The 12,961-nt window shown below is 67.8% G+C and carries 11 protein-coding genes; 8 read left to right on the forward strand and 3 right to left on the reverse strand.

The genetic code is table 11. The features are described from left to right. Positions 1 to 18: 18 nt before the first annotated feature. Positions 19 to 2,406 carry a TonB-dependent receptor gene (locus N5C25_RS05585; RefSeq protein ID WP_279936583.1) on the reverse strand — a complete coding sequence of 796 codons (2,388 nt, stop codon included), beginning with the start codon at positions 2,404 to 2,406 and terminating at the stop codon, positions 19 to 21. Between the two features lie 335 nt (positions 2,407 to 2,741). On the opposite strand from N5C25_RS05585, the gene N5C25_RS05590 reads away from it, so the two are divergent. Beyond that, a complete protein-coding gene (locus N5C25_RS05590; RefSeq protein ID WP_058981562.1) occupies positions 2,742 to 4,607 on the forward strand; it encodes an ABC-F family ATP-binding cassette domain-containing protein in 1,866 nt (621 codons plus the stop codon). A gap of 77 nt (positions 4,608 to 4,684) precedes the next feature. On the opposite strand, the gene ampR is transcribed toward N5C25_RS05590, so the two are convergent. Continuing rightward, on the reverse strand, positions 4,685 to 5,551 hold the full coding sequence (gene ampR / locus N5C25_RS05595; protein WP_058981560.1) for a LysR family transcriptional regulator AmpR: 867 nt from the start codon (positions 5,549 to 5,551) through the stop codon (positions 4,685 to 4,687). A gap of 175 nt (positions 5,552 to 5,726) precedes the next feature. Between ampR and blaL2 the strand changes: the two genes are divergently transcribed. The 3 genes from blaL2 to N5C25_RS05610 all read left to right on the forward strand — a co-directional run bounded on the left by blaL2 (position 5,727) and on the right by N5C25_RS05610 (position 8,633). Continuing rightward, positions 5,727 to 6,638, forward strand: coding sequence for a L2 family extended-spectrum class A beta-lactamase (gene blaL2, locus N5C25_RS05600; protein ID WP_058981558.1), 912 nt, complete (start codon positions 5,727 to 5,729; stop codon positions 6,636 to 6,638). An 85-nt stretch (positions 6,639 to 6,723) separates the two neighbouring features. Then, positions 6,724 to 7,938: a cation:proton antiporter gene (locus tag N5C25_RS05605; protein ID WP_262214340.1), complete on the forward strand. Its 1,215-nt coding sequence runs from the start codon at positions 6,724 to 6,726 to the stop codon at positions 7,936 to 7,938. A 53-nt stretch (positions 7,939 to 7,991) separates the two neighbouring features. Further along, on the forward strand, positions 7,992 to 8,633 hold the full coding sequence (locus tag N5C25_RS05610) for a hypothetical protein (RefSeq protein WP_262214342.1): 642 nt from the start codon (positions 7,992 to 7,994) through the stop codon (positions 8,631 to 8,633). A 49-nt stretch (positions 8,634 to 8,682) separates the two neighbouring features. On the opposite strand, the gene N5C25_RS05615 is transcribed toward N5C25_RS05610, so the two are convergent. Then, positions 8,683 to 9,423, reverse strand: coding sequence for a DUF3011 domain-containing protein (locus N5C25_RS05615; protein ID WP_058981553.1), 741 nt, complete (start codon positions 9,421 to 9,423; stop codon positions 8,683 to 8,685). A 158-nt stretch (positions 9,424 to 9,581) separates the two neighbouring features. On the opposite strand from N5C25_RS05615, the gene aspS reads away from it, so the two are divergent. From aspS to N5C25_RS05635, 4 genes are all read left to right on the forward strand, one after another. Beyond that, positions 9,582 to 11,333, forward strand: a complete 1,752-nt coding sequence (gene aspS, locus N5C25_RS05620; RefSeq protein ID WP_058981551.1) for an aspartate--tRNA ligase — start codon at positions 9,582 to 9,584, stop codon at positions 11,331 to 11,333. A 16-nt stretch (positions 11,334 to 11,349) separates the two neighbouring features. Next, complete coding sequence (locus tag N5C25_RS05625) at positions 11,350 to 11,670, forward strand: hypothetical protein (RefSeq protein ID WP_019660136.1); 321 nt, start codon at positions 11,350 to 11,352, stop codon at positions 11,668 to 11,670. Between the two features lie 31 nt (positions 11,671 to 11,701). Next, positions 11,702 to 12,223, forward strand: coding sequence for a GNAT family N-acetyltransferase (locus N5C25_RS05630; protein WP_058981549.1), 522 nt, complete (start codon positions 11,702 to 11,704; stop codon positions 12,221 to 12,223). A gap of 75 nt (positions 12,224 to 12,298) precedes the next feature. Beyond that, a complete protein-coding gene (locus N5C25_RS05635) occupies positions 12,299 to 12,931 on the forward strand; it encodes an alpha/beta fold hydrolase (protein ID WP_019660134.1) in 633 nt (210 codons plus the stop codon). Positions 12,932 to 12,961: the final 30 nt, after the last annotated feature.

The raw sequence follows: 12,961 nt of genomic DNA on the forward strand, positions 1-12,961 counted from the left end.
AGCGGCCGGCAGTACCCCTTACCAGGTGTACTTGATCCGCCCGTACACATACGCGCCGTTGAAGCCGAACGGCGAGTAGTTGCTGTACGGCAGCATGCCGAAGGTGGAGTTCTGCAGGTCTTCGGTGCGGTCCGGGTACTTGTCCAGCAGGTTGTCGGCGCCCACGGTCAGGGTCCAGTTGCTGCTCGGCTTGTAGCTGGCCGAGGCATCCACCACCCAGGCATCGCCGTAGGTCTGGTCGCGCAGCGCGGTGGCCGAGTTGCGCACGGTGAACTTGCCGTAGCGGGTGGCGGCCAGGCCCAGTTCCCAGTGATCCGAACGCCAGGTGCTACTCAGGATCGCCTTGTCGCGCGGGTAGCTGTCCTCGATGCGGCCGATCTCATCACGGCCGATCAGCGACTGGGTCAGGCCCAGCGTGCCGAACACCGCTGGGGTGCCGCCGACACGGCGCACTTCGGTGTCGTTGTAGCTGTAGGCGGCGGTCAGCTCCAGGCTGCTGGCGCTGAACGGCACGGTGTAGCTGGAGACGAAGTCGACGCCGCGGGTGCGCGTATCCAGGCCGTTGGTGAAGTACGAGAACGCGGTCACCTGCGGCAGGCCGAGGGTGCCCAGCAGCGCGCTGGTGGCGGCGTTGGTGGTGATGCTGGACGAGAGCGCGATGCGGTCATCAATGTCGATCTGGTACGCATCGACGGTGATGTACAGGCGGTCCACCGGCTGCAGCACCAGGCCCAGGCTGTAGGAGGTGGAGGTTTCGGCCTTCAACGGCGAGGCGCCCAGCGCCTGCGCGGCCGGGCTGGTGGTCGGGAAGGTGCCACGCTCGACGAACACGCCATTGAGGAACTGGCTGGTCACCGCCTGGTAGCCCTGCTGCGCCAGCGAGGGCGCGCGGAAGCCGCTGGAGGCGGTGGCACGCAGCGCGACCTTGTCGGTGAACGCATAGCGCGCGGACAGCTTGCCGGAGAAGCGGTCGCCGAAGTCCGAGTAGTCCTCGTAGCGGCCGGTGATGCCGGCCGAGAACTTCTCGGTCAGGTCCGCTTCCAGGCCGGCGTAGACCGCGTAGTTGTGGCGGTCGGCATGCACTTCATTGGTCGGGGTGAAGCCCGCGAAGCCCTGCGCGCCGCTGCCGGTGTACGAGTTCAGTTCGCCCGGGTTCTGGTCCCACTTCTCCTTGCGGTACTCACCGCCGAAGGACAGCGTGACCGGGTAGGCCAGGCCCCAGTCCAGCGACTTGGTCAGGTCCGCGTTGAAGATGTCCTGCTGGTACTTCAGCGTACCGTCGTAGAACGAGCGCGGGCTGGTCGCACCGAGGCTGTAGTTGATGCTGTTGCGGGTATGGAAATCGAGGGTGTTCTCGCCGTGGTTCAGGCTCAGGTCCCAGGTCCAGCCGTTGTCGGTGTTGCCCTTGACGCCGGCCACCAACGAGCGGTCCTTGGAGTACTGGTTGATCTCCGGCACGTAGCCGTCCGGGTAGGTCTGCGCCAGCAGCGCGCTCTGCCCGCTGTGGTTGCGCGAACGGTAGAACGCGAACGAGGTGATGTCGCGGTTGCTGAGCAGCGCGCTGGCGTAGCCGGTCACGTGGTCGCTGAAGTCGAAGCTGGCGTTGGCCGAGGCGGCGGTGGCATCCACGCGCGGGTCACCGACGATGAAGGTCTTCTGGCCGATGCTTGGGAAGTTGCCGGTGTTCGGCGTGGTGCCGCGGTACGGGCCGGCGCGGTTGCTCTCGTCCTGCTGGCTGATCTGGCCGGCCACGTGCACCCGGCCGCGGCCGTTGCCGAACTCGACGCCGGTGTCGCCGGAGAGCTGGTACTTGTTGCCGTCACCGGCCGAGTACTGGCCGTAGTCCACGGCCAGGCTGCCGCCACGGCCGCTGCCCTTGAGCACGATGTTGATGACGCCGGCGATGGCGTCCGAGCCGTACTGTGCCGACGCACCGTCGCGCAGCACTTCCACGCGCTCGATGGCGGCAATCGGGATCGCATTGATGTCCACCGCCGACGAGCCACGGCCGATGCTGCCGTTGACGTTGATCATCGCCGAGGTGTGGCGGCGCTTGCCATTGACCAGCACCAGCACCTGGTCTGGCGACAGGCCGCGCAGCTGCGCCGGGCGCACGCCACTGGTGCCGTCGGTCAAGGCCGGGCGCGGGAAGTTCAGCGAGGGCAGGGCGCGCGACAGTGCGGTGGCCAGCTCACTGGTGCCGGTGGACTGCAGCACTTCAGGGGTGATGATGTCGATCGGCGACTGCGATTCGGCGACCGTGCGGTCGGCCACGCGGGTGCCGGTGACGATCACCGTGTCCAGGGTATTGGCGGCGGTGCCGGCCTGTTGGGCGGCGGCAAGGAACGGAGAGCCACCGAGTGCGACAGCGACGGCGGCGGCGATCAGGCTGGTCTTGCGGGTCATCGGGATGGGGCTCCGGTTGGCGGGGGCGGCACCGGAATCGACATCACGGGGGTGAGGCGGACGGCGGTTGTTGCGGTGCGCAATACAGCAATTAACGGGATATTCAGTGCCTGTCAAATGCCGGTCATTGAAAAAAACGTTGCAGCAGCAACCATTTAGCCAGGACCGGCACCGGCGGGGAGGAGACCCGGGACGCGCGCGGCGAGGGCGTGGGAGAGAGGAACGTCGGCCACTGCGCATCCCGGGGCGCGTCAAGTATTCGTTAACGCTAGAATTACGTCGCAGGAACAGTGCTCACGAGCACATTCCATCCGGTTATATGGACCCCTCCCCCGATGATCTCCCTTCGTAATTTCGCCTTGCGCCGCGGCGAGCGGCTGCTGTTGTCCAATGTCGACCTGACCCTGCACGCCGGTTACCGGGTAGGTGTGGTCGGCCGCAACGGTGCTGGCAAGTCCAGCCTGTTCGCGGCGGTGAAGGGCGAGCTGGAGGCCGACAAGGGTGACGTCGACCTGCCCGGCAAGGTCCGTATCGCCAGCGTGGCCCAGGAAACCCCGTCGCTGCCGGACCCGGCGCTGAGCTTTGTGCTGGGCGGCGACACCGAGGTGGCCGCGGTGCTGGCCGAAGAGGCCGAGGCGACCGCCCGCGAAGACTGGGAGGCGGTGGCCAACGCACACACCAAGATGGCCGAGATGGGGGCCTACGACGCCGAAGCGCGCGCCGGCAAGCTGCTCCACGGCCTTGGTTTCCCGGCCGAGACCCACCACCGCGCGGTCTCCTCGTTCTCCGGCGGCTGGCGCGTACGCCTGAACCTGGCCCGCGCGCTGATGATGCCCAGTGACCTGCTGCTGCTGGACGAACCGACCAACCACCTGGATCTGGACGCGGTGTACTGGCTGGAACAGTGGCTGCTGAAGTACCCCGGCACCCTGCTGTTGATCTCGCATGACCGCGAGTTCCTCGACAACGTGGCCACCCACACCCTGCACCTGCACGGCGGCGGCGCCAAGCTCTACCCGGGCGGCTACACCGATTTCGAGCGCCAGCGCGCCGAACAGCTGCGCCAGCAGCAGATCGCGCACGAGAAGGAACAGGCCGAGCGCGCCCACCTGCAGAGCTTCATCGACCGCTTCAAGGCGCAGGCCAGCAAGGCCGCGCAGGCGCAGAGCCGCATGAAGCGCCTGGCCAAGCTGGCCGGCACCGAAGCGGTGCGCGCCGAACGCGAGTTCCGGATCGAGTTCGCGCCTCCGGCCAAGCTGCCGTTCTCGCTGATCCGCCTGAACCACGTCGAGGCCGGCTATGGCAAGGACGCGGTGATCCTGCACAACGTCGGCTTCGGCCTGGAAGCGGGCCAGCGCATCGGACTGCTCGGCCCGAACGGTGCGGGCAAGACCACCCTGGTGAAGACCCTGGTGGGTGAACTGGCGCCGATCGTCGGCGAGCGCATGGCGCACCCGGACCTGAAGATCGGCTACTTCGCCCAGCACACGGTGGAGTCGCTGCACGAAGGCCAGTCGCCGATGGAGCACTTCCGCGAGATCGCCCCGGACGCACCGAACCAGTCGTTCCGCGACTTCCTCGGCAAGTGGAACTTCCCGGGTGACCGCGCGTTCGAGCCGGTCGACGGCTTCTCCGGTGGCGAGCGCGCACGCCTGGCGCTGGCGCTGATCGCCTGGCAGCAGCCGAACGTGCTGCTGCTGGACGAACCGACCAACCACCTTGATCTGGAAATGCGCGAAGCGCTGGCCGAAGCATTGGCCACCTTCGAAGGCGCGATCGTGATGGTCTCGCACGACCGCCATCTGATCGGCCTGGTCTGCGATACCTACTGGCGCGTGGCCGATGGCGTGGTTGAGCCGTTCGATGGCGACCTGGATGCCTACGCCGCGTGGCTGCGTACCCGCCCGCAGGCGCAGGGCACCAAGGCGCGCATGGAACAGGTGGAAGAGCCGGTGGTGGTCAAGACCGCCCCGGTGGCGCAGGTGGTGCAGAAGAAGCCGGTGAACCCGCACAAGCTGGCGGCCGCCGAGGCCAAGGTGGCCGAACTGGAGAGCGCGCTGGCCGAGCTCGACCGCCAGCTGGCCGATCCGGCCAACTACGCCGATGCCACGCGCATGGCCGTGCTTGGCCGCGATCGCGAAACCGCCGCCGCACAGCTGGAAAAGGCCGAAGCCGCCTGGATGGAACTGCTCGAGTCCTGACCTCGCAAAAAAGGGGACGGAGGGGATTAAGTCGTTTGTGGCGCAAACGACTTAATCCCCTCCGTCCCCTTTTTTTGTTACGCGCCCTGTGCCTGCAGCCACTCGCGGAACCGCTTTGCCGGCTCGCGCTCTGCACGCGAGCGCAGCCGCGTCAGCCAGTAGCGTCCCAGCTCCAGTGTGGTGCCGAACGGCTGCAGCAGGCGGCCTTCGGCCAGCTCCTGCTCGAACATGCGCAGCGGCAGCAAGGCCACACCGGCGCCACCGGCGGCCGCCATCGCGACCGTCAACGAGGAATCGAATACCGGCCCGCGCGCTTCCACGCCACTGACGCCTGCCGCCTGCAGCCAGCGCGGCCATTCGTCGCTGCGGTAGGAGCGCAGCAGCGGCAGCGTGCCCAGGTCGCGCGGCTGTTTCAGGCGCCGCGCCAGTGCCGGCGCGCACAGCGGCGCGAACGGCGCGTCGAGGATCGCCGTGCAGGCCTGGCCCTGCCAATCGCCATCACCAAACCGGATGGCCAGGTCCAGGCCTTCGCCGGCCAGGTCGATGCGGTTGTTGTGGGTCTGCAGGCGCAGCTCGATATCCGGGTGCGCGGCCTCGAATGCGGCCAGCCTTGGCAGCAGCCAACCGGTGGCGAAGGTGCCGACTACGCCCAGCGTGAGTACTTCGCGGGCCGGCCCGCCGGTATAGCGCGCGATGCTGGCCGAGATGCGTTCAAACGATTCGTTTAGCACCGGATACAGCGCCGCGCCTTCTTCGGTGAGCGCCACGCCGCGCGGCAGGCGATGGAACAGGCGGATGCCGAGCCGGTCCTCAAGCCCGCGGATCTGGTGGCTCAGCGCGGCCTGGCTGACACACAGCTCCAGCGCGGCACGGGTGAAGTTCTGGTGGCGGGCGGCGGCCTCGAAGGCGCGCAGCGCGTTCAGGGGCAGGGTAGGGTGCAACATCGCGCAGTCGTGAGCTGGAGTGATGGCTGATCCTAACGCTTCAACCATGGATTTCGGAAAATTAAGGGGTTGAATGCGTCAGGCATTAATTTACTTCATGCCTCCTGTTGATTTTTTGCGCTGGTCGCCCCCGATCAAGGCTTCAATAATCGAGCAGTCCCCCAGGAGAACCCGCATGCTCGCCCGTCGCCGATTCCTGCAGTTCAGTGGTGCCGCCGTGGCTTCCTCGCTTGCCTTGCCGCTGCTGGCACGTGCAGCGGGCAAGGCCACCGCCAACGCACCCATCGATGCCGCCATCACCGCCGCCAGTGATTTCGCCGCGCTGGAAAAGGCCTGCGCCGGACGCCTCGGCGTGACCCTGCTGGACACTGCCAGCGGTCGCCGTTTCGGCCATCGCCAAGACGAGCGCTTCCCGATGTGCAGCACCTTCAAGAGCATGCTGGCCGCGACCGTGCTCAGCCAGGCCGAGCGCGTGCCGGCATTGCTGGACACCCGCGTGCCGGTGGGCGAGGCCGATCTGCTCTCGCATGCACCGGTCACCCGCCGCCACGCCGGCAAGGACATGACGGTGCGCGATCTGTGCCGTGCCACGATCATCACCAGCGACAACACCGCCGCCAACCTGCTGTTCGGCGTGGTCGGTGGCCCGCCCGCAGTGACCGCGTTCCTGCGCGCCAGTGGCGATACGGTGAGCCGCAGTGACCGCCTTGAGCCGGAGCTGAACAGCTTTGCCAAGGGCGACCCGCGCGACACCACCACGCCGGCGGCGATGGCCGCGACCCTGCAGCGCGTGGTGTTGGGCGAGGTACTGCAACCGGCTTCGCGGCAGCAGCTGGCCGACTGGCTGATCGACAACGAAACCGGCGACGCCTGCCTGCGTGCGGGCCTCGGCAAGCGCTGGCGCGTTGGCGACAAGACCGGCAGCAATGGTGAAGACGCGCGCAACGACATCGCCGTGTTGTGGCCACTGGCAGGCGGCGCACCGTGGGTGCTGACGGCTTATCTGCAGGCGGGCGCGATCAGCTACGAGCAACGCGCCAGCGTGCTGGCACAGGTGGGGCGGATTGCCGACCGGTTGATCGGATGAGGTAACCGGGGGCATTCAAACGTGGGTTGCCGGATCGGTTCGGCGCGCGCATCCTGCGCGCGTTCGAACCACACGGAAGTCCCCCATGAGCCATGAACTGATCTACCTGCTGCTGATCTTCGCGCTGCTGGTGATCCCGCGCGCGCTGCAGCGTTTCAGCCTGCCCGCGCCGCTGACCTGCCTGCTGTTCGGCATCATCGGCATGCTCTGGCTGGGCGACCAGGCCCACGATGCGGTGATCGGCCTGCTGGCCACGCTGGGCATTTCCTCGCTGTTCCTGTTCGCCGGCCTGGAAGTGGACTTGCAGGCGCTGCGGCGGGGCATGTGGCCGCTGCTGGCGCATCTGGTGATCCGTACCGGCACGCTGTTCGGCGTGGGCTGGCTAGCCTGGCGCTACGCGGGATTGCCCTGGCAGGCCGCCGGCCTGCTTGCACTGGCGCTGCTGACACCGTCCACCGGTTTCATCATGGATTCGCTGTCGCGGCTGGGCCTGAGCGAGGACGAGCGGTTCTGGGTGACCAGCAAGGCCATCGCCGGCGAACTGCTGGCGCTGGCGGCGTTGTTCATCGTGCTGCAGGCCGGCGATCCGGGGCATATGGCGCTGTCCAGCCTGGCGCTGCTGGCGATGATGGTCGGCCTGCCGTTGCTGTTCATCGCGCTGGGTCGCTGGGTGGCACCGCATGCGCCCGGCTCGGAATTCTCGCTGCTGGTGATGGTCGGCATGGTGGCGGCCTACATCACCTACCTGCTGGGCGTGTACTACCTGGTTGGCGCGTTCATCGCCGGCCTGGTCGCGCGCCTGCTGCACCAGCGCATGCCGCTGCTGGCCTCGCACGAGAACCTGCACGCGCTGCGCCTGTTCGCCTCGTTCTTCGTGCCGTTCTACTTCTTCAACGCCGGCACCAAGGTGCCCGCCGAAGCGCTGAGCTTCGAGGCGCTGGGGCTGGGCATCGTGATCACCCTGGTGGTGCTGCCGCTGCGCATCGGCGTGGTCTGGCTGCAGCGCCGGGTGATGTTCGGCGAGAGCTTCCGCAGCAGCCTGCGGGTCTCGCTGGCGCTGGCACCGACGCTGATCTTCACCCTGGTGCTGGCGGCGATCATGCGCGAGCGCTTCCAGATTCCGGCGGTGCTGTTCGGTGCGCTGCTGCTGTACGCGGCGCTGACCACGCTGTTGCCGTCGCTGGTGTTCCGTACACCGTTTGACGTTGATCCGGTGGAGCAGGAGCCGGCCGGCGAGGGCGAGGCCGCACCGGTGGCGGCGACCGAAGCACTTCCCGCAGCACCGTCTGCCGAGCGCTGAGCGGGACTGGCGCGCGGTTTGCGCCCATCGTCCATGGCCGTTAGGGTTGGGGCATGAGATCGATTGCCGTTGCCACTACCGCCGCCCTCCTGCTCAGCCTCGCTGCGTGCACGCAGCGCTCCGATACGGTCGCCCATGATCTGGCGACCGCACCGGCCGACGCCTTCATGGCCGCCATCGCTGCACATTGCGGCCAGGCCTACGCCGGCAAGGTGGTGGAGGACACGCCTGCACCGACCGGCAAGGATCCGTTCGCCGGGCAGCGCCTGGTCATGCATGTGCGTGGCTGCGCCGACCCGGCGCATGAGCTGCGCATCCCGTTCCACGTGGGTGATGACCACTCGCGGACCTGGGTGCTGACCCGCACCCCCAACGGCCTGCGCCTGAAGCACGACCACCGCCACGAAGATGGCAGCCCCGACGCGATCACCCTGTACGGTGGCGACAGCACGCCACCGGGCACCGCCGAGCGCCAACAGTTCCCGGCCGATGCCGATTCGGTGGCGATGTTCCGCCGTGCCGACATGCTGGCTTCCACGCATAACACCTGGGCGATGGAGATCGATCCGGACCAGACGTTCGTCTACGAACTGACGCGCCCGGACGGCCGCCGCTTCCGCGTGCAGTTCGATCTGAGCAGGCCGGTCGACCTGCCGCCTGCACCGTGGGGTGACGACAAGGCGCCCGCGCCGTAATCCCGGGGTCGGATCCCTCCTGCGGAGGGTTCTGACCCCGGCCGTGCCCTCACCGCGTGCCGAAACGCGCCCGGCAGCCATTGCTCACCCACACCTGCCCACGCGAGTAACCCCAGCTGCGGCCTTCCTGGCAGGCGCTGCCGGACAGCTGCTGCTGCAGCACCGGGCGGCCTTGGCGCTCATCCCAGTCGCAGTTCTGCGTGCGGTTGTTGTTGCTGCTGCAGGTGATCGAGTAGTTGCTGTTGCCGCCGCCCCAGCCGCCGCCACCGCCCCAGCCGCGGGCCTCGGCGAATTCGGCACGGCAGCCGTTGCTGACCCACACCGCGCCATTGCGCACGCCCCAGGTACGACCTTCGTCGCAAGGGCTGCCGGACAGCTGGCGGACCAGGCGGGCATTGCGCCAGCCGACCGGGCAGCTGCGCTCGCGGTTGTTCTGGCTCTCGCAGCGGATGGTCTCGCCGGGCCGGCCGTTGTTGCCGCCCCAGCCGCCCCCGTTGCCTCCGCCCCAGCCGCCACGGGCCTCGACGAACTCCGCGCGGCAGCCGTTGCTGACCCAGATGCTGCCGTTACGGCTGCCCCAGGTGCGGCCTTCGTCGCAGGCGCTGCCGGACAGCTGGCGGACCAGCTGCGCATTGCGCCAACCGGTGTTGCAGACCCGTTCGCGGTTGTTCTGGCTTTCGCAGCGGACCACGCCGCTCTGCGCATGCGCGGAAGGGGTGGGCAGGGCCAGGGTGCCCAGCGCACCCAGGCTGAGGGTTACGGCCAGGCTGGCCAGGGACAGCGGTTTCATGGCGGCATCCCATACGGTGGTAGGTGCCCGACTATAGGGAGGGAGGCGATCAAGCCGGTGTGACTGGCCGGATTTGCCCCGGCCGGGGCCTCGGCCGCAGAATACGAGGCTTTCCGGCCCCCATCCGGTGCCGGCGTTCTCCAGCGGAGCTTCCCCCCATGCGTACCCACTTCTGCGGCCTGGTCGATGAGACCCTGATTGGCCAGACTGTCACCCTCGCCGGCTGGACCGACGTGGCCCGTAACCAGGGCGGCGTCTGCTTCATCGATCTCCGCGATCATGAAGGCATCGTGCAGGTGACCGTGGAAGTCGACAACACCGACGTGTTCGCCGTGGCCGCGTCGCTGGGCTATGAGGACGTGCTGCAGGTGGAAGGCGTGGTGCGTGCACGCCACGCGGTGAACGACAAGATGCGCACCGGCAAGGTGGAAGTGATCGCCACCGCCATCACCGTGCTGAACAAGGCCGCGCCGCTGCCGTTCCACGCGCACGAGAACCCGGGCGAGGAAACCCGCCTGAAGTACCGCTACCTGGACCTGCGCCGTCCGGAAATGCAGCGCATGCAGCGCACCCGAATCAAGCTGGTGCAGGCCCTGCGCCGCCACCTGGACGAGAAGGGCTTCCAGGACATCGAGACCCCGATCCTGACCAAGGCCACCCCGGAAGGCGCGCGCGACTTCCTGGTGCCGGCGCGCATGCACCCGGGCGAGTTCTATGCCCTGCCGCAGAGCCCGCAGCTGTTCAAGCAGATCCTGATGGTGGCCGGCTTCGACCGTTACTACCAGATCGCGCGCTGCTTCCGCGATGAAGCACTGCGTGCCGACCGCCAGCTGGAGTTCACCCAGCTGGACATGGAATTCGCCTTCGTGCGCGAGCGCGACGTGCAGGACTTCGTCGAAGACATGATCCGCGCCATCTTCAAGGAAGTGGTCGACGTCCAGCTGGATGCCAGCTTCCCGCGCATGACCTGGGCCGAGGCGATGCGTCGCTACGGTTCGGACAAGCCGGACCTGCGCATCGCGCTGGAGCTGGTCGACGTGGCTGAACTGGTCAAGGACAGCGAGTTCGCAGTGTTCACCGGCCCGGCCAACGATGCCGAAGGCCGCGTCGCCGCGCTGCGGATCCCGGGCGGCGCAGCGCTGAGCCGCAAGCAGATCGACGAGTACGCCGCGCACGCCGCCAAGTACGGCGCCAAGGGCCTGGCCTACATCAAGATCGCCGACAACGGCGAAGTCAGCTCGCCGATCCAGAAGTTCTTCAGCGAAGAGCGCTTCGCGGCGCTGGTGGCCCATGTCGGTGCCGGCAACGGCGATATCGTGTTCTTCGGTGCCGGTGGCTACAACAAGGTCTCCGACTTCATGGGCGCGCTGCGCCTGAAGGCCGGCAAAGACTTCGGCCTGGTCGCCGACGGCTGGGCGCCGCTGTGGGTCACCGACTTCCCGATGTTCGAATGGGACGAGGAAGAACAGCGTTACGTCGCCCTGCATCACCCCTTCACCGCGCCGGCCGTGGACGACATCGCCGACCTGCGCGCCAACGCCCGTACCGCCGTTTCGCGCGGCTACGACATGGTGCTCAACGGCAATGAGATCGGCGGTGGTTCGATCCGTATCCACCGTCCGGACATGCAGAGCGCGGTGTTCGAGCTGCTGGGCATCGGTGCCGAAGAGGCCCGCGCCAAGTTCGGCTTCCTGCTCGACGCGCTGAACTACGGCGCGCCGCCGCACGGTGGCATCGCCTTCGGCATCGACCGCATTGCCGCGCTGATGGCCGGCACCGAGTCGATCCGCGACGTCATCCCGTTCCCGAAGACCACCGGTGCACAGGATCTGATGACCGACGCGCCGTCGCCGATCGTCGACGCGCAGCTGGCCGAAGTGCACATCCAGGTTCGCCCCAAGACCAACTGATCAGGAGATCCAGGCAATGACCGAGTTTGCGTTTTCGCTGGAGTGGGAAAAGCTGGGCAATGAAGGCTCCGAGGCCAACCTGGTCACCGAGCGTGCACGGGTGTTCGGTGGTTGGCTGGTCCGCGTCGGTACCAACCCGGCGGCGATGGCCCTGACCTTCGTCGCCGACGGCGAAGGCCGTTGGGACGGTGAAGACTTCGGCGTCGAGGATTACGAGGACGACGAAGAGGAAGAGTACGACGAGGACGAGGAAGGCGAGGAAGAAGAGGACGAGGACGAAGAGGAGTACGAGGAAGAGGACGGGGAAGAAGAAGCGGAGTCGCCTGAAAAGGCTTGACCCCTGCTTCGCCCTCGCGTCAACTTGCTGCATGTATTCGATCCGCCGCGCCACTGTGGACGACGCGCCGACCCTGTCGGCGCTGGCCGCCCGCACGTTCACTGAAACCTTCGGCCATCTGTACCCGCCGCAGGACTTGCAGGCCTTCCTGGAGGAGGCCTACGCGGTCGAGCGCCAGCGCGTGATCCTGGCCCACCCCGATTACGCGGTGTGGCTGCTGGAACTGGATGGGGAGGCGGTCGGCCATGCCGCCGCCGGCCCCTGCGGCCTGCCGCACCCGGACGTGAAGCCCGGTGACGGCGAACTCAAGCGCCTGTACCTGATCAAGACGCAGCAGAGCTGCGGCTGGGGCAGCCGCCTGCTGGAAACCGCGCTGGCCTGGCTGGAGCGCGAAGGCCCGCGCACGCTGTGGCTGGGCGTGTGGTCGGAGAACTTCGGCGCACAGCGCTTCTACGCCCGCTACGGTTTCGAGAAGGCCGGCGAATACCTGTTCCCGGTGGGCGACACCAACGATCTCGAATTCATCCTGCGCCGCGCACCGCGCGCGGCCTGATGTTCACTGCCGCTTGCTACGCGCGCGTGTTCAATCACCGTACGTTCCTGCCCCGCTGACCGCCAGGCTGTTTGCATGACTCCCCCCGTATTGCTGCTGCATGGCATCTGGAATGCCCGCGCCTGGGTCGGGCCGCTGGCCTGGCGCCTGCGCGCGCGCGGCTTCCAGGTGCACGCGTTTGGTTATTCCTCGGTGTTCGGTGGCCCGGACGTGGCCGTACCGCAGCTGCTGGAGCGGCTGGCCGACGCCGGCCCGCTGAGTTTGGTCGGCCACAGCCTGGGCGGGCTGCTGGCGCTGGAAGCGCTGCGGCGCAATCCGCAGCTGCCGGTGCAGCGGGTGGTCTGCCTGGGTTCACCGCTGCGCGGCAGTGGCACCGCACGCTCGTTGTCCGAGCACGGCTGGGGCCTGGCGCTGGGACGCAGCAGCGAGCTGCTGCTCGATGGCCTGCCGGACTGGCAGGGCCGGGCGGAGGTTGGCCTGATCGCCGGCTCGGTACCGCATGGGCTGGGCAGCCTGCTGGGTGCCATCGACGATGCCTCCGACGGCACCGTGGCACTGGCCGAGACCCGCCTGCCGGGGCTGGCCGACCATTGCGTGGTGCGCACCAGCCACAGCGGCCTGGTGGTATCGCCCGACGCCGCGCGGCAGACCGCGCATTTCCTGCGTCATGGCCGTTTCGACCACAGCCGCGACGCCGCCGCCGCGTAAGTTGGTGGGAGCGAACGGCCTGCCAGGGTG

This window comes from Stenotrophomonas sp. GD03958, from assembly GCF_029839005.1.
Taxonomy (GTDB): Bacteria; Pseudomonadota; Gammaproteobacteria; order Xanthomonadales; family Xanthomonadaceae; genus Stenotrophomonas; species Stenotrophomonas hibiscicola.